Source organism: Enterobacter sp. BIDMC92 (genome assembly GCF_001030225.1).
GTDB lineage: Bacteria > Pseudomonadota > Gammaproteobacteria > Enterobacterales > Enterobacteriaceae > Enterobacter > Enterobacter sichuanensis.
The window spans coordinates 1,614,433-1,637,635 of sequence record NZ_KQ087598.1 but is presented as its reverse complement, the minus strand read 5'-3'; the positions used below and the strand labels follow the sequence as shown (position 1 = coordinate 1,637,635).

General features: G+C 55.7%; 18 protein-coding genes. 1 reads left to right on the top strand and 17 read right to left on the bottom strand.

Features of this window, described 5'->3' with window-relative positions:
• Window positions 1-128: 128 nt before the first annotated feature.
• From mukB to cmoM, 4 genes are read right to left on the bottom strand one after another with little or no spacing between them, the layout of a single operon-like run.
• Window positions 129-4,577 carry a chromosome partition protein MukB gene (gene mukB, locus SP99_RS07435; protein WP_047958162.1) on the bottom strand — a complete coding sequence of 1,483 codons (4,449 nt, stop codon included), beginning with the start codon at window positions 4,575-4,577 and terminating at the stop codon, window positions 129-131.
• Window positions 4,577-5,281: a chromosome partition protein MukE gene (gene mukE, locus SP99_RS07430; protein WP_008499954.1), complete on the bottom strand. Its 705-nt coding sequence runs from the start codon at window positions 5,279-5,281 to the stop codon at window positions 4,577-4,579. Before mukE ends, mukB begins: the two co-directional genes overlap by 1 nt.
• Complete coding sequence (gene mukF / locus SP99_RS07425; RefSeq protein ID WP_025756001.1) at window positions 5,262-6,584, bottom strand: chromosome partition protein MukF; 1,323 nt, start codon at window positions 6,582-6,584, stop codon at window positions 5,262-5,264. Before mukF ends, mukE begins: the two co-directional genes overlap by 20 nt.
• Window positions 6,585-6,587: 3 nt before the next feature.
• The gene (gene cmoM, locus SP99_RS07420; RefSeq protein ID WP_025756002.1) at window positions 6,588-7,367 is read right to left on the bottom strand and encodes a tRNA uridine 5-oxyacetic acid(34) methyltransferase CmoM; all 780 of its coding nucleotides are present in this window, start codon (window positions 7,365-7,367) and stop codon (window positions 6,588-6,590) included.
• Window positions 7,368-7,491: 124 nt separating this feature from the next.
• On the opposite strand from cmoM, the gene elyC reads away from it, so the two are divergent.
• Window positions 7,492-8,271, top strand: coding sequence for an envelope biogenesis factor ElyC (gene elyC / locus SP99_RS07415; RefSeq protein WP_047958161.1), 780 nt, complete (start codon window positions 7,492-7,494; stop codon window positions 8,269-8,271).
• On the opposite strand, the gene SP99_RS07410 is transcribed toward elyC, so the two are convergent.
• From SP99_RS07410 to SP99_RS07350, 13 genes are all read right to left on the bottom strand, one after another.
• Entirely contained in the window at window positions 8,248-9,141 is an 894-nt protein-coding gene (locus SP99_RS07410) for a YcbJ family phosphotransferase (RefSeq protein WP_025756004.1), read from the bottom strand. The genes elyC and SP99_RS07410 overlap by 24 nt on opposite strands.
• A gap of 139 nt (window positions 9,142-9,280) precedes the next feature.
• Window positions 9,281-10,027 carry a 3-deoxy-manno-octulosonate cytidylyltransferase gene (gene kdsB / locus SP99_RS07405; protein ID WP_047958160.1) on the bottom strand — a complete coding sequence of 249 codons (747 nt, stop codon included), beginning with the start codon at window positions 10,025-10,027 and terminating at the stop codon, window positions 9,281-9,283.
• Window positions 10,024-10,206: a protein YcaR gene (ycaR, locus tag SP99_RS07400; RefSeq protein WP_006174474.1), complete on the bottom strand. Its 183-nt coding sequence runs from the start codon at window positions 10,204-10,206 to the stop codon at window positions 10,024-10,026. The genes kdsB and ycaR overlap by 4 nt, the downstream gene beginning before the upstream one ends.
• A gap of 45 nt (window positions 10,207-10,251) precedes the next feature.
• On the bottom strand, window positions 10,252-11,481 hold the full coding sequence (locus SP99_RS07395) for a winged helix-turn-helix domain-containing protein (RefSeq protein ID WP_047958159.1): 1,230 nt from the start codon (window positions 11,479-11,481) through the stop codon (window positions 10,252-10,254).
• Window positions 11,482-11,525: 44 nt separating this feature from the next.
• A complete protein-coding gene (gene lpxK, locus SP99_RS07390; RefSeq protein ID WP_047958158.1) occupies window positions 11,526-12,503 on the bottom strand; it encodes a tetraacyldisaccharide 4'-kinase in 978 nt (325 codons plus the stop codon).
• Window positions 12,500-14,248: a lipid A ABC transporter ATP-binding protein/permease MsbA gene (gene msbA / locus SP99_RS07385; protein ID WP_047958157.1), complete on the bottom strand. Its 1,749-nt coding sequence runs from the start codon at window positions 14,246-14,248 to the stop codon at window positions 12,500-12,502. Before msbA ends, lpxK begins: the two co-directional genes overlap by 4 nt.
• 35 nt (window positions 14,249-14,283) lie before the next feature.
• Window positions 14,284-16,548: a ComEC family protein gene (locus SP99_RS07380; RefSeq protein ID WP_047958156.1), complete on the bottom strand. Its 2,265-nt coding sequence runs from the start codon at window positions 16,546-16,548 to the stop codon at window positions 14,284-14,286.
• Between the two features lie 214 nt (window positions 16,549-16,762).
• On the bottom strand, window positions 16,763-17,050 hold the full coding sequence (ihfB, locus tag SP99_RS07375; RefSeq protein WP_008499965.1) for an integration host factor subunit beta: 288 nt from the start codon (window positions 17,048-17,050) through the stop codon (window positions 16,763-16,765).
• A gap of 170 nt (window positions 17,051-17,220) precedes the next feature.
• Complete coding sequence (gene rpsA, locus SP99_RS07370) at window positions 17,221-18,894, bottom strand: 30S ribosomal protein S1 (protein WP_008499966.1); 1,674 nt, start codon at window positions 18,892-18,894, stop codon at window positions 17,221-17,223.
• A gap of 111 nt (window positions 18,895-19,005) precedes the next feature.
• Window positions 19,006-19,689 carry a (d)CMP kinase gene (gene cmk, locus SP99_RS07365; RefSeq protein ID WP_013097305.1) on the bottom strand — a complete coding sequence of 228 codons (684 nt, stop codon included), beginning with the start codon at window positions 19,687-19,689 and terminating at the stop codon, window positions 19,006-19,008.
• Window positions 19,690-19,874: 185 nt separating this feature from the next.
• Window positions 19,875-21,158 carry a 3-phosphoshikimate 1-carboxyvinyltransferase gene (gene aroA, locus SP99_RS07360; protein WP_045284487.1) on the bottom strand — a complete coding sequence of 428 codons (1,284 nt, stop codon included), beginning with the start codon at window positions 21,156-21,158 and terminating at the stop codon, window positions 19,875-19,877.
• Between the two features lie 66 nt (window positions 21,159-21,224).
• Window positions 21,225-22,313, bottom strand: coding sequence for a 3-phosphoserine/phosphohydroxythreonine transaminase (gene serC, locus SP99_RS07355; protein WP_045284488.1), 1,089 nt, complete (start codon window positions 22,311-22,313; stop codon window positions 21,225-21,227).
• A gap of 162 nt (window positions 22,314-22,475) precedes the next feature.
• On the bottom strand, window positions 22,476-23,168 hold the full coding sequence (locus tag SP99_RS07350) for a DUF421 domain-containing protein (protein ID WP_025756012.1): 693 nt from the start codon (window positions 23,166-23,168) through the stop codon (window positions 22,476-22,478).
• Between the last annotated feature and the right edge of the window lie 35 nt (window positions 23,169-23,203).

The following is a 23,203-nucleotide window of genomic DNA, read 5'->3' as shown; positions in this document are numbered from 1 at the left end:
ACTTAATAAAAACTTTAAAACATCTTACATTAAAATAAAAACGCAACCCGGGGGTTGCGTTTAAAAAAGACATGTTGTGCGTAGCACCGCCCGGCAGGACAGACGGCTACATTATTGATAAAAATACGCTACGAAGCGCCAGCCGCATCCGGCAATGACTCCGGCGGCTGCGGGGCAAAACCGCGCAGCCCGACAACGTGTACGTGCTCACTGTTCTGGAACACCTTACGCACCAGTTTATAGGTGGTCCCTTTTTCCGGGCTGATGTTTTCCGGTGCCGCAATGATGAGCTGCATATCGAGACGTTCGCAAAGCTCAAACAGCGTGGCGATGGATCGGGCGTCGAGACGCGCCGCTTCATCCAGGAACAGCAGTCGGCATGGGGAGATGTCTTTCCCGCGCAGACGACGCGCTTCATCTTCCCAGCTCTGTACAACCATCACCAGAATCGACATCCCGGTACCGATCGCTTCACCGGTGGAGAGCGCGCCGGATTCAGCACGCAGCCAGCCGTCGGAGCCACGGTTGACCTCAACTTCCATCTCCAGGTAGTTACGGTAATCCAGCAGCTCTTCACCGATGGTTTGTGGCGTACGCTGCCCCATATCAATCTGCGGGTTCAGGCGCTGATACAGCTTAGCCAGCGCTTCAGAGAAGGTCAGACGGTTGCTGTTGAACAGGTCCTGATGCTGCTCATGCTGCTCAGACAGCACCTCCAGCAGCGTCGCGTGGGCTTCACGCACGTTGACGTTGAGGCGCACGCTGTTCACCTGACCAAACGACACGCTCTGCAGCCCCTGGTTCAGCTGGCGAATACGGTTCTGCTCGCGTTGAATGGTTTTGCGGATGATGTTCGCCACGCTGCGGGAGCTGATCGCCAGCTTCTGTTCACGGGAGGTCAGCTCTTCCGTCAGACGCCCCAGTTCGATCTCCATCTGCTCGATGGCTTCAACCGGATCGTCGGTACGGATAATGTCCTGACGAATACGCTCGCGCAGGTGCTGGTAAACCGCCACGAAGAACTGAATTTTACGTTCCGGACGTTTCGGATCCTCTGACATCCGCAGAACATCGCGCAGATGCTCGTTATCTGCCACCGCCAGACGCAGCGCACCCAGCGCCTTATCCGACATGGAACGCAGCTCATCGGCAGAGAGGTAAGCCAGTTCACGGCGGTGCAGACGACGCTCAACGTTATTGTCTTTCACCATCCGCATGACCGCGCACCAGCCCGCCTTCGCGCTGACGACCTGCTCACGCATTTCATGGTAGTCACGCTCCAGCTTGCGCAGGCGACGGGTCAGGTTATCCATTTCCGCTTCACAGAAGGTCAGCGCTTTTTCCAGCTGATTGCGTCGTGCGCGGTTATTACTGAGCTGGGCATGCAATTCGTCACGACGAATGCGCGCCCGCTCTTCTGCCCCGCTGTCAGCACGCACGCCGATGTCCTGAAGCTCTTTGTGCAGATCGTTGAGCAGCTCTTTCTTGGTATCGAAGGAGCTTTTCAGTGAAGCCAGCACCTGGTTGTACTGGTTCAGCTGAGCGGAGTGGCTGCGCATCGCTTCACGGGCGCGGGTACGTTCCGCTTCAGCCTGCTCAAGACGCTGACGTAATTTTTCGTTCAGATCGCTGTTACCGCTCAGCATTTCGGCCGAGTCGGAGTAGCCGAAGTGGGCACGACGCTGCACCACTTCCGTCAGGGCAAACGCCTGCTGGCGCGCTTCGCGCTGCACCTGCTGCGACCAGGCATAATCTTCTTTTAACTGCTCGAACTGTTCCGGGTCGCTCTGCAGCACAGACACGACGGGCTCCAGCTTCGCCAGCTGGTTGCCGTGCTGCTGCACAAAGCGGGCGGCTTCCTGCGCTTCATCCAGACGTTCCTGGATCTCATCCACACGGTCAGCCAGCGTGTCATCGGCCAGCAGATTCAGGCGCGGCAGGATACGGTTAAGGGCCGCAACGCCCTCTTTCGCCTGCTCGAACTGGACGCGGCTCTGCTGGTTATCATTTTCGTGCGCGGCAATCGCACGCTCCAGCTCACCACGGCGGGTGTTGAGCTTGCGAATTTCCGCTTCCGGGTCAGCTTCAAAGGCCACAGCCAGATGGCTGCCGATAAAGCGGCTGAACGCCTGGTGCAGGCGCTGGGTTTTCTGGACGTCAAACGACAGGGTCGCAAAACGTTCAGACAACGTTTCACGTTCGGCGTGAAGGCTTTCAATGCGGCTTTCACGCGCGGCGCGACCGAACAGCGGCAGTTCCGGGAAGCGGGAATAACGCCACTGGCGATCGGCGATTTTCACCACCACCGCTTTTTCCAGCTCATCGACGCTGAATACGCTGTCATCAAATGACTGCGGATCCCCTTCAATCAGGTAGAGATCTTCCGGGCAATCTTCCAGACCGGCAAGCTGCTCAGAAATTAGCGACAGATCCGGGACCACAATCGCGTTACGCGACGGGCCATACAGCGCCGAGAAGTACGGCGCATCATCCAGACCGACATCGTCATAAATTTCGGACAGCAGCACGCCGCCAAAACGCTCCGCCAGGGCATTGAGACGCGGGTCTTCCGCACCGCCCGGCTGGCTTAAGCGCTCAATTTCTTCGTCGACGTCACGCTTGCGCGCACCCACTTCATCACGCTCAACAATCGCCTCGCGCTCGCGCTCCAGCAACTGCTGCAGGTATTCAGTGACTTCCTGGCTGGATTCGAACTGCTCGCCACACTGCTCACTCAACTGGTTAAGGCTGCTCTGGGCCGCCAGCCAGACCGGCGCACGCTGCAGCAGCGCCTGAGAGCGGGACTGAAGCTGCTCCAGCTCCTGGCGCAGGGTCATGCGCTGTTCGCTGGCGCTGGATACGGAATCGGAAAGCGCGGCAATACGGGCTTCCAGCTCCTGATGCAGGGCTTCAAGCTCGTCGAAATCGTAATTTTTCCCCTGGCGCTTGCAGAACTCCGCCAGCAGACGCTCGGCTTCCTGCTGCTCACGCAGGCGCTGCTCCAGTTCGTTCAGGCGCATACGCAGCGGCTGAACCTGCTCGGCAAGATGGCGCTGGTTCACCCCATCGCGCAGCAACTCGCGGGCAACGTCCCACGCTTCGTTACGGGCCAGCGGGCCGTTAATCGCCACCACCAGCTGATAAGCCTGCTCAAACTGGCTGTGCGCCGTTTGCGCGACGCTCATTTTCTGTTCGAGAGAGAGCAGTTTTTCCGTTGCTTCCTGCTCTTTTGCCTGGAAGGTTTCCAGCCATTCGTCGGCGCTGTCCGGCGTTAAGTCGGGCAGATGGCACAGCTCTTTTGCGCGCTGTAACGCCTGCAGGGCCTGGGTGTACTGAATCGCACGCGTCTGCTGCACGTCCAGCGCCTGCTGGTAATCGGCAAGCTGGCTTTTCAGCTCATCCACTTCCAGCTCGGCGGCTTCGGCACGGGCTTCGTTCTCTTCCTGCATCTCGGCGGCTTCGGCCACCACTTCATTTTGCTCTTCGAGACGAATTTGCAGTTCATCGAGATCCGCTTCATAGCGCTCGATTTTTTCCTGCTGACGCAGTGCGGTTTGCACCAGGTTCAAGTGATCGCTGGCAGCCTGGTAATCGGCTTCCAGATCGCCCTCAGCACCGTTGTGTTCGCCCAGTTCACGCGCCATTTCAACGTGCTTATACTGCTCGGCCACCAGCTGTTTACGGGAGGTAAACAGCTCGCGACGATACTCTAATGCCTGATCGAGATGCACGCGGCGCTCGTTGGCGTGACGCATATAGTCCGCCGCCACGTAGTTGGTGGCCTCGCTGATCAGGTGTTTAAACAGATCGCGGTCAGACTGGGTAACGCGAATGGCTTCCAGCGTCATGCGGTTTTCACGCAGCGCCGCTTCCATATCCTGGAACGCCTTCCGTACCCCGCTGTTTTCCGGCAACAGGTAGTCGCGCAGGGAGCGGGTAATGGCGCTGGAGATCCCGCCGTACAGGGACGCTTCGATCAGACGGTAGTATTTGCTACGGTCAGATGCCGTGCGCAGACGACGCGCCACCACGCCCAGATCGAACATCAGGGAGTGGTAGTCGGTAATCGAGTTGAACTGCTTGAACTGCACGCCTTCGATAGTCTCAAGCTTATCTTTCAGCTCCTGCAGCGTCAGTACGCGCGCCTGGCGCTCGTTCAGGGTTTCCGTCAGCAGCGCCGTCGGCTGCATTGAGGTTGGCAGTCCCTGAATGGCGAACGGTTTAATATCGACTTTACGGTCGCGTCCGGCCACCTGTTGCAGTCGCACGCCCACCACCACACGCTGATGACGGGAGTTAATGACGTCCAGCACCGAATAGCAGACACCGGCCTTCAGCTTACCGTGGAGGCCTTTATCGCGGGAGCCACTTGTCGCCCCCGCTTCGGTGGTGTTACGGAAGTGGAGCAGCGTCAGGTCAGGGATCAACGCCGTGACAAACGCCGCCATGGTGGTGGATTTCCCTGCGCCGTTACCGCCGGAGAGGGTTGTCACCAGCTCGTCCAGATCGAACGTTCGGGCAAAGAAGCCGTTCCAGTTAATCAGCGTCAGTGAGCGAAATTTACCGCGTTCAATCATTACTCTTCCTCCCCGCTATCCGGCAGATTCTCTTCATGCTCATCATTGAGCTGCAAATGGTTTTCCACCGGCATCGCTTCACCGTCGCGGATCATGCGAAGCTGCGCTTCACGCGCGTCGTCACCCGCACGCACGTCGGCGCCGAAGCGGAAGACAGATTCCGTAATGCGGAATTTGCTGCTGTCGTGGCCCATAAACCAGACCATCCCCAGACGGCGCAGACGGTTCAGGGAGGAGCGGACTTTTTCCTGTAATTTCTGACGATCGAGATCCGACCCTGTTGAACGGTTATTGACCAGCTTAAGCAGCTTGCTCTCATCTGCCAGCGTTAATAGCTCATCGTAAAGCTCCTGCTGGGTGAAGATACCTTCATTGGCCAGACGTTCAGGGCTGAGATAGAGGTAGCACAGAATTTTGCCGACCATCATATCCAGCTCGGAGAGTACGGAACGCGGAATCAGCGTCGTGGAGCGTGGGCGCAGGTAGAAAAACCCTTCCGGCGCGCGAATGAGCTCCACGTTGTAGCGTGCGTAAAACTCTTCCAGGTACTCCTGGAAGTCCATCAAAAAGGCGTGATTATCCAGCTCGTCGAGGCCAATGTGACGACCGGCACGCAGCTGGCTGTCCAGCGCCGGAAATAACGGATTCGCCAGCGCCTGTGCCAGCTTAACTGGCATCACTTGTTCAATATTTGTCAATGACATGCGCCTGTACCTTGGCTCCGTAATCGTTAATTGGCTGCCACTTCGGCGGCAGTCCGGTGAAATCTGCTTGCGCGATGCCCAGGCGTACCGCCTGGTCTACCACAATGCGGGCAATGTCGAAGTGGCGCGCGCGAGGATATTGCGCCAGATAGTCGCGCACCACGAGGCCAAGATCCAGCGGCACTTGTCTGGTTTTGTAGACAGCGAGCTGTTCTTCGATCATGGCCGCAAGTTGCTCGCGAATTTCGTTAAATTCTTCATATTCCAGATCCGGTGGCAGTTCACCGGTCACCTCTTCATCGCGCAGCGCCATCTCTTCGTCGCGCATATCCAGCAGACGATCGGCGTTGGCGTAGGTCAGCGCCCATGGCGCATCGAAATAGGTCTGTACCGACTGGCGCAGACGCTGAGCAAAGACGCGGTTTTTATCCATATCGATCGCGGTACGGATAAATTTATGCACGTGGCGATCGTAGCCGATCCACAGGTCGATCGACTGCTGGCCCCAGCTGATAATGCGATCGAGCTTGCTCTGCAAATCAAAGACCAGACGGTCGATAAAATGCAGATCGTCATGCGCCAGAGTCGCATCCTGAATGCGCAGCAGGTTCGCCTGCAGCTTATCCCCCGCCGCCTCCAGTGTATCCTGCAATTCGCGCAGCGTGCCGGAGGTTTCTGAGAGCAGCAGTTCGCAGCTGGAGATGGCCGCACGCCAGTCTTTATTCAGCAGTTGCGCGATATCGTCTTTCACCTGCTGCTGCTGTTCGTCCATCAGACGCTGGGTCAGATCGATACTGTCGAAAATTTCCGCCACCGAGTATTTCAGCGGGGCGTAGACGTTACGGTGCCAGTGGAACTCATCACCGTTTTCATCCGCAGCATCAGCGGCACGCTTAAGCTCACCCGCCACAATCGAAAGCTGCATTGAGAGACGCAGCGTGGAAAATTCCCGCTGGCGGATGTAGTAATCGGTAATGCCGATGCCCAGTGGCGTCAGGCGATAGATGGCGTTTCCTTCCGCCTGCTCGCTGGTAAAGCGGTTCAGCAGACGTTGACGCACCATATCGTTGATTGCGTTGTTGGCACGCACGCTAATGGTTTCGCTGGTTTGCTCAAACGCATCACTGACATGGCGGAACGCGTCCACCAGTTCACCCTCGCTCATTTCCCCGTCCAGCCGTTCGCCGTTCAGCGTGGCCACCGCCAGCAGGAAAGAGAGTCTGTCTACCGGCAGCGAGATGGAGAAATCGTTTTTCCTGGCCCAGGCAACCAGTTCGGGGACTGTCTGGGAAAATTCACTCATAGGTTATCCTTGCATCTGCGGCTTGTGCGCGGTGACGTGAATATAGCGGCCAAGGCTGACAAAAGGCTCCTGACGGCAATACCGCGTTTCTAATTCTGTTAAGGTGTCAAAACAGTCACGCTGTTTGTGTTTTTCACGCAGATAATCATGAAACACCCTGACGCCCGTCTTCCCGGTTATCTTCCAGCCGATCGCTTCCAGCCAGCCATAAACCTGCTGCGGATCGCGCGGATAGTCCGGGGAAAGCGTGCGCTTTTTCTTTTTAGGCATCCCGACCTGAACATAGTCGAAGTTACCCGCAACCATGTTGTGCATCAGGAAGCCGTTAGCATTGTAGAACATCAGCGACAGCGTGCCGCCCGGGCGCAACATCGACCACAAGGTTTGTAACACGCTTTGCGGATCGGCCACCCACTCCAGCACCGCATGAAACAATATCAGATCAACCTGGGTTTCCAAATGCTGTGCAATGTCCTGAGCGGCGCATTGTATAAAATGCATGTTGTCGCTCACACCTTTCTCTTCCGCTGCACGCGTCGCACGGGCGACCATTTCAGCAGAAAGATCGCAAAGCGTGACGTGATGACCGCGTTCCGCCATTTTTATGGCCGTCTGTCCTTCACCGCCTCCGGCGTCCAGCACGCGCAACGTTTGACCCCCGAAGGTGGCCAGAATCGTGTCCAGATCCTGCCAGAGGATCGTCTGCCGGAGCTGCCCTTTAGTGGTGCCATAAATGTTGCGCGAAAACTTTTCCGCGATGTCATCAAAATTGCGATCCCGCATTGGGAGAGTTCCACTCGCTAACTGCAAAACCGCTATTTTGTCACACCCGCGCGGAGAATGAACCTCTCTGGTGTAATATCACGGGTATTCACCTGCTATATGGTTAAAAAAGGAACCAAAAAGGATGCTTTTTACCCTGAAGAAATATGTGGGAGGGATGATGCTTCCCCTTCCGCTCCTGCTGCTCATCATCGCGCTGGGGTTGGCGCTGGTGTGGTTCAGTCGCTTTCAGAAAAGTGGCAAAACGCTTATTACGTTCGGCTGGCTGGTCTTGCTGCTGCTGAGCCTGCAACCGGTCGCGGATGGCCTGTTACGTCCCATCGAAAACAGGTACCCAACATGGCAGGGTAATCAGAAAGTGGCCTACATCGTGGTGCTGGGTGGCGGATATACCTGGGACCCGGACTGGGCCCCCAGCTCAAACCTGATCAACAACAGCCTGCCACGGCTCAACGAAGGCATTCGCCTGTGGCTGGCGAATCCGGGATCAAAAATGATCTTCACCGGTGCAGCGGCTAAAACCAACCCGGTGAGTACGGCTGAAGCGGGGGCCAGGGTGGCGGAATCGCTCGGCGTGCCGCGGTCATCGATCATTACCCTGGACCGCCCAAAAGATACCGAAGAAGAGGCCGCTGCGGTGAAGCAGGCGATTGGTGATGTCCCGTTCTTACTGGTGACCTCCGCCTCGCACTTGCCAAGAGCGATGATCTTCTTTGAAAAGCAGGGCCTGCACCCGCTCCCGGCACCGGCAAACCAGATGGCCATAGACGCGCCGCTTAACCCCTGGGAACGGGCGATCCCGTCCCCGACCTGGCTGATGCACAGCGATCGCGTGGGTTATGAAACGCTTGGACGCCTCTGGCAGTGGCTGAAGGGGTCCTCAGGCAAGCCAGGGCAGGAGTGATTTTGTCGCCAGATCGAAGTTGGCGCGATTGAAACGACCGGTATTCACCAGTTGTGCCACCTCGTCCCACAGCAGGTAGAGCCAGCGCCGCCAGAGAAACGCTTCGGCAACGGGCGCACGTTGAAGGTAGTGCCAAAGCAGACCTTCCGCCGCCCCGCTGTCGCTGAGCCTGAATAACTCATATTCGCGCGGCGCCCAGAGCATGACTCCCGGCCCCAGCATGGCCAGAAGCTGATCGCTGCGGGAGTCCTTGAGCATGCTGCGCAGGGTGAAATTACCGTGGATCAGCACGCAGTTGTCATTAAAACCTTCAAACAGCGCCGGTAAGCACTCGCGGGTGCGGAACAGAATACGTTTGTCCTGCATGGTTAAACCGGTGTTATTGAACTGGTTAAGCGTCCCCCACAGCACTTCGACCCGCTGGCGATACCATAGCGGCCACAGGTTTTCCTGGGTACTGTCGACCGGGCCAACGAGTCCACGGCTATCCTGACGATGCCAGGCCAGCAGCGCCTCGACAATCTGGTCCTTGAGCTGTTCCCAGCGCTCCGGCGTACGTGCCGGGGCTTCAACAGACACCCCGCGCAGCCGCTCAATCAGCAGCACATCCGGGCCGGGGTGCTCCTCATGCGTCATCACGCCATAAACCGTCGGCATACGGACGGTTCCCTGCCGTGCGAGCATTGAAATTTTCCAGGCGAGCTGGCGGGCAACCCCCGGCGAGGTAAAGCTCCTGGCCATCAGCGGCATTGGGTTTCCCTGACTGTCGTACAACGACCAGAGCGCGGTATCAGCCTTTTCACTCACACATTCAACCCGGCTTAATTTCTCGCCAAGCAGGTGACTCAGTTCGGCACGCAGCTGTTCCATATGAGATTACCCCCATTAAGACTACTGCTTTTATAATGAGCGCGTTGAAAGCAGATGTCACCCTGCAGAGATCAATTATGGAAAAGACAGGAAAAAATAAACCGGAGAGTGCATCCCTCCATGAGGGATGCAGGCAGGATTAATGCAGTTCGGCGCGAACGCGCTCAAGATCTTCAGGAGTGTCAACGCCCGTGCCAGGGACCTCCTCGGCAACAGCAACGTGGATTTTTTCGCCATACCAGAGCACGCGCAGCTGCTCCAGCATTTCGATATGTTCCAGTGGGCTCGGCGCCCAGCTCACATACCGACGAATAAAGCCAGCGCGATAGCCGTAGATGCCAATGTGACGCAGGAAGGTATCACCAATAGTCTCTTTTGAAACCGCAAAGCGATCGCGATCCCACGGAATGGTGGCGCGGGAGAAATAGAGCGCATAACCCTCAGCATCCGTCACCACCTTTACCGCATTCGGATTGAACGCTTCTTCTGCATGATGAATGGGCACCGCCAGCGTGGCCATTCCGACCTGACGCTGCGCCAGGTTTTCTGCCACCTGACGAATAATGACCGCCGGGATCATCGGCTCGTCACCCTGCACGTTCACGATGACCGTATCATCGCTGAAACCGCATTTCTCAACCACTTCCGCCAGACGCTCGGTGCCAGACTGGTGATCGGCGCGGGTCATACATACTTCCCCACCAGCAGCCTCAACCGCACGCGCCACATCGGGATGGTCGGTCGCCACGATAATGCGCTCAGCACCCGACTCACGGGCACGTTCAAGGACGTGCACGATCATCGGCTTGCCATTGATATCCACCAGCGGTTTACCCGGCAGACGGGTTGAGGCGTAACGCGCAGGAATAATGACAACAAAACTCATGGTTTGCTCTCTTCTGCCACCAGGGAACGGGCTTCGTTTTCCAGCAATACCGGAATACCGTCACGCAGCGGGAAAGCCAGACTGTCCAGCTTGCAAATCAGCTCTTGTTTGTCCTGGCTGTAGTAGAGTTTGCCGTTGCATACCGGGCAGGCAATAATTTCAAGTAAACGGTGATCCATAGTTCCTCCGTATGGGTAATCGCTAAAGCTTAACACATTCCTTTTTCAGGGAGTGCCTGTTTCCCAGCCACTTCGACAGGATGTAAACAATCCATCAGGTACCCGACCCAGCGTCACGTCGTGAGCCCCCTGCCAGCGCGCGAATTCGCTTATGGCGAGCGTTAACCCTTTTTCCAGAGCCGCCGTCACCCTGACGCCCTCTTCCAGGTAAAGCGCTATGATTTCAAGCGTACCGGTCTTGCGGTGCATTTTGGCATCCATACGCCCGACCAGTTGCCCCTTATGCAGCAGAGGTAAGACGAAGTAGCCATACTGGCGCTTGGGTGCCGGGGTGTAACACTCCAGCCGGTAGCTGAAACCGAACAGCTGCTCGGCGCGTTTTCTGTCCCAGACCACCGGATCGAAAGGCGACAGCACCGTGCTGTGGGTTGCCTGAAGTTTCCCTTCCAGCGCCTGAGGCAATAGCGGGAAGAGCTCCTTATGCAGCCACATTTCGCCCAGTGTTTCTACCATGACGGGGATTATGCGCTGTTCTTGTTGCCACATTTCCAGCAGCGGTTTTAGCGCGGGCTGGCGCAGACGGTAATAATCTGCCAGCCATTGTGAACGGAAAATACCCAGGCTGCGGGCGCTGTTTTCCAGCATGATGGCCTCAGCGGCCTCACGGGAAAGCAGGTCGCGCTCGTCGTCCCAGTGCGGCATCACGCGATGCGTGAGGTCGTAAACACGCTGAAAATTACGCCGTTCAATCACCATGACTTTGCCTGAGGTAAACAGGCCTTCCAGATGACGTTTGTGTGGCTTCCACTCCCACCAGCCGCTCGTGCCTTTCCGGGGATGTTCAAAATCGGCGGAACGTACCGGACCGTTCTCCTGAATATGTGCGATAAGCTGCTCGATTTCAGCCGCATGTTCCAGCATCCACGCCTGGCGGTATTTCCAGCCCATCTTCTCCGGCGCAAGCATACGGTGACGAACCAGGGCAAAGTCGCTACGGGGCAGGAAGCAGGCTTCGTGCGCCCAATACTCCATCAACTCCCCCTTGCTGAGCGACTCATCCAGCCACTGTGAAGGATAACTCCCCAGCCGGCTAAACAGCACCAGATAAGGGCTGCGGGCCACGATGTTAATGGTGTCAATTTGAAGTAGCGACATGCGCTGGACGGTAGAGAGAATATCGGCAGGCTGTGCACGGCGACGGGGCTTTTTAAGCAGCCCCTGTGCAGCAAGGTGTAAATGACGTGCGGCTGAAAGCGAGAGTTGCGGTAAAGACATGCGTTTTCCTGTCAGTCAAAGCGCCACCAGAACCGCGTAAGCGTTTATTTTACCAACGCCATCAGTTCCTGGAGCAAGTGTTCCGGCTGCTCGCCGCTGAGTTCAGCGTCAACCGGCAGATACCACCAGTTATCTTTCGCAAAGAGACGGCATTTCACCGCATCTTTTTCAGTCATGATCAATGTCTGACCGGGCGTCGTCAGTGCGTCAACCTGTTCCACCGACAGCGCCTGATGATCGGCCAGCGGAACGCGTTTTTCAAGCCGGGCACCGCCCTGTTCCAGCGTCGAGAAGAAGCGGGGAGGATGACCAATACCCGCCATGGCGACCAGCGCAGGTAAATGAGAAACCGGACGACGTTCGCCCGTCACAAGATTGACGGCCATGCCAGGCTGGAGGTGCATAGGGATTTCGCCCGTTTTTGCCTCACCGCCATTCACAATCACCGCATCCACGGACTTCAGGCGTGAAGCCCGTTCTCGCATGGGGCCGGCGGGCAGCCACCAACCGTTACCAAAACGACGAACCCCATCAATGACCACAATCTCTTTATCACGCGCCAGCGCGTAGTGTTGCAGGCCATCATCCGTGATGATTATCTGTACTGCATGTTCGGCAAGCAGGGCCCGGACGGCATCGCTGCGCACCGGCGAGACCGCGACAGGGGCGCCAGTACGCTGGTAAATCAATACTGGCTCATCACCCGCCTCGGCGGTCGTGGTTTCCGCCGTCAGCAACAGAGGGTATTTCGCCGCTTTACCGCCATACCCTCGCGACACCACGCCGGGACGGATACCGCGCTGTTGCAGTTGCTCAACCAGCCAGATGACCACCGGGGTTTTACCGTTGCCACCCGCCGTAAGATTACCCACCACCACAACCGGTACCGGCGCGCGCCATGCCTGCTTCAGCCCCAGACGGTAAAGCAGGCGAATAGCACCGCTCACCAGGCCGTACAGCCAGGAGAGCGGCAGAAGCAGCAGCCACAGCGGGGATTCACCGGACCAGATGCGTGCAATCATTCGCCGAACTGCATCTTATGAAGCTGGGCATAAACGCCGCGGTGTTCCAGCAGATCGGCATGGCTGCCGCGTTCAACAATGACCCCATCCTCAACCACGACGATTTCATCAGCCTGCTCGATAGTCGACAGACGGTGCGCAATCACCAGCGAGGTACGGTTCTTTTGCAGCTCATCCAGCGCCGACTGAATCGCACGTTCTGATTCCGTATCCAGCGCAGAGGTCGCTTCGTCCAGGATCAGGATCGGGCTGTCACGCAGCAGCGCGCGGGCAATGGCGATACGCTGACGCTGACCACCGGAGAGCAGTACGCCGTTCTCGCCGATGATGGTATCGAGACCGTTATCCATCTTGTTGATAAAGTCCATTGCATAGGCCATACGCGCGGCATTCTCAATCTGCTCACGGCTGTACTCTTCAGTGCGCGCATAAGCGATGTTGTTTGCCACCGTATCGTTGAACAGGTGCACGTTCTGGGAGACCAGCGCCACCTGGTTACGCAGCGACTGCAGGGTATACTCGCGCAGATCGTGGCCGTCTAACAGAATTTCACCTTCGTCAATGTCGTAGAACCGGGTGATCAGGCTGGCAATGGTCGATTTACCGGAGCCGGAACGGCCTACCAGCGCAACGGTTTTTCCTGCCGGAATGGTCAGGTTGATATTGCGCAGAGCCGGTGTTTCGCGGCCAGGATAGGTGAAGGTCACATTACGGAACTCAACGTCACCGTTCGCGCGCTCAATGACGCGCTTGCCTTCATCTTTCTCCTGTTCGGAATCGAGAATGCTGAACAGGGTCTGACAGGCCGCCATCCCGCGCTGGAACTGGGCGTTGACGTTTGTCAGGGATTTCAGCGGACGCATCAGGGCGATCATGGAGGAGAAGACCACGGTGATGGTACCTGCCGTCAGCGTCTCCATCACGCTTGGGAAGCTTGCCGCGTACAGAACGAACGCCAGCGCCAGTGAGGCAATCAGCTGAATAATCGGGTCAGAGATGGAAGAGGCCGACACCATTTTCATTCCCTGCAGACGCATTTTGTTGCTGACTTTATCAAAGCGTTTTGTTTCGACGTCCTGACCACCAAAAATCAGAACTTCTTTATGCCCTTTCAGCATCTGCTCTGCGCTGGTGGTCACCTGTCCCATCGTATTCTGCATATTCTTGCTGATATTACGGAAGCGCTTCGACACGACGCGAATAGCCACGGACACGACCGGAGCCAGTACGATAAGGATCAGCGACAGCTGCCAGCTGTAGTAGAACATCATCACGAACAGGCCGATAATCGACGCACCCTCGCGCACAACGGTAATCAGCGCGCTGGAAGAGGAAGAGGCAACCTGCTCGGAGTCGTAGGTAATACGTGACAGCAACGTTCCGGTCGACTGTTTATCGAAGAACGCAACCGGCATGCCCATCATATGACTGAACAGTCGACGGCGCATGGTCATCACCACTTTTCCTGATACCCAGGAAATACAGTAGCTGGAGATATAGCTGGTGATACCGCGTAAGATCATCAGTCCGATCACCACCAGAGGCATCCATAGCAGCACTGAGCGATCCGTTTTACCAAAACCGTCGTCCAGTAACGGTTTAAGAAGCGATAGCATAAAAGTATCGCTGGCTGCGTTGAGGATTAACGCTACACCCGCCACGATCAAGCCTGCTTTAAAAGGAGCAATCATCGGCCAGAGTCGGCGGAACGTTTGCCACGTGGAGAGATCTTTGTCGTTATGCATTCAAAAAACCAGCATTGTTGAAATAGCCGCATATTCTACCCGTTATCTACGGGCGCGCCAAACCACTGATGATACCAGCGGGGTAAAATTTGTTCTCGCAAGCGTCGGATTTGCCAGTGATGTTGCGAGAATGTCACCGATATTTGTCCAGAATGAGGCGTATCGTGCCAGATATACCCCTCTTTTCGATAACGCCGCACGACTTTAGCCGACGGGAAATGCCATGCGTTGTAGCGGGCCGCCGAATCCAGTGCAATCTGCCCTTCCGCCCGCTGTACCAGTGGCAACGATGAAGACGTATTGCTGCCATGATGGGGGACTTGTATGAGCGTGGTCCTCAGATGACGCCAGTAATGGCTAAGCATAGCCTGTTCCGCAGGCGCTTCAATATCCCCAGTCAGCAGAACACTCTGCTCACCGTCATCAACTTTTACCACACAGGAAGCGTTATTCCCCTGGGAGGGATAATTCTCTGGTGGCCAGTGAACGGTGATGGTAAGTCCCTGCCATTGCCAGCGTTGTCCCCGGAAACAAGGGCGATGACCTGCCTGACGTAAGGGGCTTCTTATCCACATTTCAGGCCAGGCTTTTTTCAGCGATGCCAGGCCCCCTGCATGGTCGAGGTGATCATGACTGAGAATGACGCCTTCCGGCCGCAGGTGATGCCAGCGAAGCCACGGAATAATTACCCGCTGCGCGCTGTCTCCGCCCGGCCAGGCGAGCCCGGTATCATACAGAATGGCTTTTCCCTGCCGTTCAATGACCATAGCCAGCCCCTGCCCTACATCCAGCATATGTAGCGTCCAGCTATCGCTTTTTGTTGTTTGCCACAGGGGATATGTCAACAGGACGCTTCCTGCCAGACAAACGGCAGGAACGATTTTCCAGGCACGAAAACGCCAGCCCGCGATGGCAAGCCAGGGCAGCAATGACAGGTACTGCCAGCGTTGGTCCACATTTTGCCAGCCATCAGGCAGGCGCATCAGTAGCCAGAAGAGTCCCGCAAGCGACTTATCGGCCGCAAACCAGACGGCACTTTCTACCGCCGCCAGCGGCAGCAGATGGAGCAACATACCGAGCAGGATCAGCGGCACGGAGATAAATGTCACCAGGGGAACGGCAAAGAGATTGGCAATGAGAGACGAGAGGCTGAACCCATGGAAAATCAGCACCTGCAACGGCATAAGCAGCAGCAACATTCCGACCTGTAGATATACGAGGTTCAGGAGTGGTCGTATCCGACGAACCCGGTGCCAGTGAGGAAGCGGCAACCACTGAAACCAGAAAATCAACGCAGCGACGGCAAACCCTGACAGAGCCAGACTTTGCGACAGTACGGCTAACGGATCGCTTAGCAGGATCGCCGCAATACAGCAAAACCATACCTGCCAGGGAGACCATTGACGGGCCGTAATACGTAACGTCGCGAGTACAGCAAGGGCGATAACCGTTCGCATTGCCGGTGGTTGTAAACCGGTAAGCCAGGCGTAAAAAGCGGCAAAGGCCAACCCGGCCAGGAGAGGAATTTGCCAGTGGATCCGATAGGCGGGTAATAAAAACTGGAAACCGCGAGCCAGTAACCAGACGATGGATGCTGCCAGTGCGATATGCAGACCTGAAATCGCCATGAGATGCAGCGTGCCGGTTTCTCGCATCAGATCTTTTATTTCCCGCGGGACATCCAGACGCTCCCCCATCCCCAACCCGAGGATAACCGCTCCCCATTGATAAGCAGAAAGCCGGTTTCGCAGTGACATCAGGTATTGCGCGCGCAGGCTGCAGCGTCCATCGACGCGTTCCGCATGGGTGAACCGCCCGCTCAGCGTTTGATGTTGAGCAAGAGCGCTTCGCTGGGCATCATAGCCTCCGTCGTTCAGTTCGCCGTGAACTGGCCTGAGTCTGAGCGTCATGGCCCAGCGCTGACCGGCACATACGTTCTGTGGCAGATCGTTGCCATACAGGGTTACGCCTGTGAACGCCCACCAGCGTTGACCATCCACGCTGAGAATGTTTCCCTGGAGCAGGGTTCTGCCATCGGTCGCGGTGATCTCGACCTCAGCCCGCACCGCGCCCGCGGTTAAATGCGCCATAGGCCAGACGCTCTCCTGTGCGGCCAGGATCCCCCATACACAAAATAACACCCCCATCCCCACATACTTCAGTTGTACGTTTCGCCGTGCAGCCAGCACGACACCACCCACAATCATTATCCAGACGAGATGACGTGATGGCAGCTCAGGTAACCAGAGCAAAGGGGTTATTGCCAGAATGGCGCAGATGCTCAGCGCGGGTATGCCCATTGCTACCTCCCTGTTTCAGGATGGCAGTATGTAAGCAGGCAGAGCGTGTTGTCAGGTGGAAAGACCAGGTTTTACAGCACGTGCCGTACTGTTTTTATCCGTTTGCAGAAACGGAAATGAAAAATGCGGGAGCTCTTCAGAACGAAAACGTTAAGCACAAAAAAAGCACCCGCAGGTGCTTTCTTTCGAACCCAGTTTACCCCAAGAGATAAACTCAGTTGCCATAAATATTGGCGCGATCGCGCAGTTCTTTACCTGGCTTAAAGTGCGGAACGTACTTACCTTCCAGTTCGACTTTATCGCCCGTTTTCGGGTTACGCCCGGTACGTGGAGCACGATAGTGCAGAGAAAAACTACCGAAACCGCGGATTTCAATGCGCTCGCCCTGGGCAAGAGTGGAGGCCATATGCTCCAGCATCTCTTTTACGGCATCTTCCACTGCCTTGGCAGGGATATGCGGTTGCTGACTGGCAAGTCTTTCAATCAATTCTGACTTGGTCATGATTCCTCCGGTTCCTTTCAAACCAATTAGCTGAACAGCTCATTAAACAAGGGCGGCCGTAGCCGCCCTTTGTTATTGATTACAGGACGGATCCTGCAATCTGTCAAGTTTGCTCCTCATCCTTCGCGCTGTAAATGCGTTACAGCTCAAATGATGCTGAGAACCTGATATTACTCGCCTTTAGCTGCTTTGAAAGCTTCAGCCATTGCGTTGTTAGAGAAGTTTGCATCTTCCTGTTTGTTAACAGTTGCGATTGCATCTTTCTCATCAGCTTCGTCTTTAGCACGAACAGACAGGCTGATTGCACGGTTCTTACGGTCAACACCGGTGAACTTAGCTTCAACGTCGTCGCCTACGTTCAGAACCAGAGTGGCATCTTCAACGCGGTCACGGGAAGCTTCAGAAGCGCGCAGGTAACCTTCAACGCCGTCAGCCAGTTCTACGGTTGCGCCTTTAGCGTCAACTGCAGTTACTTTACCGTTTACGATTGCGCCTTTCTTGTTCAGTGCAACCCAGTTGTTGAACGGATCTTCCGCGAGCTGTTTAACGCCCAGGGAGATACGCTCACGCTCTGCGTCAACCTGCAGAACAACTGCAGCGATTTCGTCGCCTTTTTTGTATTCACGAACTGCTTCTTCGCCTGCAACGTTCCAGGAGATGTCAGACAGGTGAACCAGGCCATCGATGCCGCCGTCCAGGCCGATGAAGATACCGAAGTCAGTGATAGACTTGATTTTACCTTCAACACGGTCACCCTTGTTGTGGGTTTCCGCGAACTGCTGCCATGGGTTGTTTTTGCACTGCTTCAGGCCCAGGGAGATACGACGACGTTCTTCGTCGATATCCAGAACCATCACTTCCACTACATCACCAACGTTAACAACTTTGGATGGGTGGATGTTTTTGTTGGTCCAGTCCATTTCGGAAACGTGTACCAGACCTTCAACGCCTTCTTCGATTTCAACGAAGCAGCCGTAGTCAGTCAGGTTGGTCACGCGACCAGTCAGTTTGGTACCTTCTGGGTAACGCTTAGCGATAGCTACCCATGGATCTTCGCCCAGCTGTTTCAGGCCGAGGGATACACGAGTACGCTCGCGGTCGAACTTCAGCACTTTAACAGTGATTTCGTCGCCCACGTTCACGATTTCGCTTGGGTGCTTAACGCGTTTCCACGCCATGTCGGTGATGTGCAGCAGGCCATCAACGCCGCCCAGGTCAACGAATGCGCCGTAGTCAGTGAGGTTCTTAACGATACCTTTGACTTCCATGCCTTCCTGCAGGTTTTCCAGCAGCTGATCGCGTTCTGCGCTGTTTTCGGATTCGATAACGGCACGACGGGAAACAACAACGTTGTTACGCTTCTGGTCCAGCTTGATTACTTTGAACTCAAGCTCTTTGCCTTCGAGGTGCAGGGTGTCACGGACTGGACGAACGTCTACCAGAGAACCTGGCAGGAACGCACGAATACCATTCAGCTCAACAGTGAAGCCACCTTTAACTTTGCCGTTGATAACACCGACCACAGTTTCAGCTTCTTCGTAAGCTTTCTCCAGCGTGATCCATGCTTCGTGACGTTTAGCTTTCTCACGAGACAGCAGGGTTTCGCCGAAGCCGTCTTCTACTGCGTCCAGAGCAACGTCAACTTCGTCACCCACCTGGATTTCCAGCTCGCCCTGGGCGTTTTTGAACTGCTCTGCCGGAATGGCGGACTCAGATTTCAGACCGGCGTCAACCAGTACTACGTCTTTGTCGATAGCAACAACAACACCGCGAACGATGGAACCCGGACGGGTTTCGATTTCTTTTAAGGATTCTTCAAACAGTTGAGCAAAAGATTCAGTCATGTTTAATCTTCAGGTTAATATTAACGTCCACCTGGCTCCGTGCCGGATGGGGTTGTTTCACATACCCGCCGTCAATCCATTGCAGCGGGGGTACTGCTAAATCGGTCGCGATTACGCGAGTGCCAGTTTTTGGCGCGCATATTGTAGCGCTTTTTCAATCACTTGCTCAATAGTTAAACTGGTGGAATCCAGAACTAATGCATCTTCTGCAGGAACAAGTGGGGCGACGGCGCGGTTACGATCGCGGTCATCGCGCTCTTTTATCTCGGATAAAAGGCGATCAAAGTTAACACTAAACCCCTTCTCCTGCAACTGAAGCATGCGGCGTTGCGCACGTTCTTCCGAAGAGGCGTCAAGGAAAATTTTCACCGGCGCATCAGGGAATACCACGGTTCCCATATCACGCCCGTCCGCAATCAGACCCGGGGCTTCACGGAACGCGCGCTGACGGCGTAACAGCGCCTCACGAACGCGCGGGAAGGCCGCCACCTGGGAGGCGGCATTCGCCACTTCCTGCGTACGAATTTCGCCGCTCACGTCTTCCCCTTCAAGGATGACTTCGAGGTTGCCATCGGTCGACACGAAACGCACATCCAGATGCGCCGCCAACGGAACCAGCGCCTCTTCAGAGGCTACATCCACATGATGATGCAGTGCAGCCAGCGCCAGCACGCGATAGATTGCTCCCGAATCTAAAAGATGCCATTGCAATGCTTCTGCCATCGCTTTGCACAGCGTACCTTTCCCTGCGCCACTAGGCCCATCAATGGTGATTACCGGGGCAACTGCCGTCATCTTTTTCTCCTTAAATAAGGCATACCGTTTACATAAACGCCGCGCATTATACGCGCCAACGTGCGCAACTGTTACCTTTGCGTGCAAATTAGGGAATTAATGAAGCAGAGTGTAGAAGAAATGCGCGTGAATGAACGTCAGGAAGCGTAAGCAAATGCCGCATCGGGCGATGCGGCACGCTGTTATCAGGCCAGCGTACTGATGCGGGCCAGCTGCTCGAAGTAGTCCGGGAAGGTTTTCGCTGTACATTTTGGATCGAGGATGGTCACCGCGGTATCGGACAGCGCCACCAGCGAGAAGCACATCGCCATACGGTGATCGTTGTAGGTCCCAATTTCCGCGAACTGCAGTTTTGCCGGAGGCGTAACGCGAATGTAGTCTTCGCCCTCTTCCACTTCAGCTCCCACCTTACGCAACTCGGTGGCCATTGCGAACAGACGATCGGTCTCTTTCACGCGCCAGTTGTAGATGTTACGCAGCGTGGTGGTGCCTTTTGCAAACAGTGCCGCCGTGGCGATGGTCATCGCCGCATCCGGGATATGGTTCATGTCCATATCAATGGCCTTCAATTCACCGTGTGTACAGGAGATGAAATCATCGCCCCAGGTGACAATGGCACCCATTTTCTCCAGCACGTCAGCAAAACGAATATCGCCCTGCACGCTGTTACGGCCAATGCCGGTCACTTTCACCGTGCCGCCTTTAATCGCCCCGGCAGCCAGGAAATACGAAGCGGAAGAGGCATCCCCTTCCACCAGGTAATGGCCCGGAGACTGATATTGCTGGGCGCCGCGAACGACAAAACGCTGATAAGCCTGGTTTTCAACCTCTACACCGAAGGTCTTCATCAGATGCAGCGTAATATCAATGTACGGTTTGGAAACCAGATCGCCCTTAATAGTGATAACGGTATCCTGCGGTGCCAGCGGTGCGGTCATCAGCAGCGCCGTCAGGAACTGGCTGGATACGCTACCGTCAACCTCGACGTTACCGCCGGTAAACCCTCCGCGCAGACGCAGGGGTGGATAATTCTCTTGCTCCAGATACTCAATCTGCGCGCCGCCCTGACGAAGGGCATCCACCAGATGGCCGATCGGGCGCTCTTTCATGCGCGGCTCGCCTGTCAGGACAATGTTGTTGCTGCCCAGACACAGCGCTGCCGCCAGCGGACGCATTGCGGTCCCCGCGTTACCCAGAAACAGTTCAAGCTCATCAGCCGAGCGTAGCGCGCCGCCGTTCCCCGTCACTTCGCAGCGGGTACGGTCGTCAGACAGCGTGTAATGAACTCCCAACGCTTTCAACGCATTGAGCATATGGCGCACGTCATCGCTGTCCAGCAGGTTCGTGAGGACGGTGGTGCCGTTTGCCAGAGCTGCCAGCAGCAGAGCGCGGTTCGAGACACTTTTTGAACCAGGCAGATTGATGGTGCCATCTACCCGCGCGATAGGTTGTAACGTCAGGGATTCCATGAAACTTATCTCAACTCAACATAATAAAAACCCCGCAGCAGGGCTACGGGGGTGAAAACAGCGCAATTAACCGTGGCGACGTTCGAAGTCAATCATGAAATCGGTCAGCGCTTTAACGCCTTCCAGCGGCATGGCGTTATAGATGGAGGCACGCATGCCGCCCACCACTCGGTGGCCTTTCAGCGCGTGCAGACCTGCCGCGAAGGACTCTTCCAGGAAGACTTTATCCAGGTTGCTGTCCGCCAGCTGGAACGGCACGTTCATGCGCGAACGGTTGGCTTTCGCCACATCGTTACGATAGAAATCGCTCTTATCAATCACGCCGTACAGCAGCTCGGCTTTCTGCTGATTAACCTTGTCCATCTGCGCCACACCGCCGTTTTGCTTCAGCCATTTGAAGACCAGGCCGGACAGGTACCAGGCAAACGTCGGCGGGGTGTTGAACATGGAGTCGTTATCGTTCAGCACGGTGTAATCGAGAATCGACGGGCAGGATTTATGCGCTTTACCCAGCAGGTCTTCGCGCACGATGACGATAGTCAGGCCAGCAGGGCCGATATTTTTCTGCGCGCCCGCATAAATTACACCGTAGCGACTGACGTCAATTGGCGCAGAAAGAATGGTGGAGGAGAAATCTGCGGCAACCACTACGTCTTTGCCGAAGTTCGGGGTCTCGTCAATGGCGATACCGTCGATGGTTTCGTTCGGGCAGTAGTGAAGATACGCAGCGTTGTCAGAGAGTTGCCACTCGCTCATGGGCTTCACGGCGCGCAGACCGTCAACGGTCACTTTGGCGTCAATAACATTCGGCGTGCAGTACTTGTGCGCTTCTTTCACCGCACTGGCCGCCCAGTAGCCCGCATCAACGTAGTCTGCCGTCGTTTTATCACCAAGGATGTTCAGCGGCACGCCAGCAAACTGGCCGCGTCCGCCGCCATGACAGAACAATACTTTGTAGTTCGAGGGAATATTCAGCAGATCGCGAAAATCCTTTTCTGCCTCTTCCGCCACCTGAATAAACTCTTTACCCCGGTGGCTGATTTCCATCACCGACGTCCCCAGACCGTTCCAGTCACAAAGTTCCTGTTGAGCCTGTTTAAGCACGTCTGCCGGTAACATTGCCGGACCTGAACTGAAATTAAAGACTTGAGCCATTTCCCCTCACCACGCTAAAAGCCATAAGTTATAACTGTGGATATCGGTTTTATCATTCAGTGACACGCGCCGCAATGTCTAAAACTAATGACCGGTGAAATGTGCCCCGCGTCACACAAAACAATCTGCCGCCTCGCTATCGCAAAACCGACAAAATGGCTGTCAGGTGATCCGTTTAGCCCGGCTAACCTTCGTCCATTCCGGATTTGCACAGCGAGGGCATAATTGACGATCGCCAGGCTTCATGGCCACAACATGGCTACATCTTACGCAAGCGTAATCGCCTGCTTCGGGGACCGTCCTGAAACGCTCGATCAGCATATCCGGCAAAATACAGAGACCAGGCTTTACGTCCTCATCCGCGTAGTAATAGACGCTGATCTGCCCGTTAGTTTCCATTATCGCCAGACGCACCTGCCCGAGCTGTTCCACGCTGTTCAGGCGCAGCTCCATAAAGAACTCAAACTCGGTCATATTGGCGCTCTGGACATTTTCCCAGGCCAGCTGACCGTCCTCGACGATCACGACCGGCTTTCCTTCAAGCAGATCTTCCAGCTTTTCGCTTTTCGACATCAGCCACATCACCAGGCGATAGAGGAGCGCCAGTGAGACAAAAACGATAAACACCGGCACCATCGGCACATCATCATAAAAAGCGACATCCCCCGCCGCTGAACCCAGCGTCAGGATGATCAATACTTCAAAAAGCGACATCTGCCGCACGCCGCGACGACCGGTGATTTTAAGAAACAGGAAGACCAGAACGAAGGTATACAGACTACGCAGCGCCACTTCGCCTAAAAATTCAGGAGGGACTTTATCAAACGCCATCCGCTGGAGATCGAATGCTTTCATTTTTCTATGCCTTAACAGTGAGTTACTGACAGTAA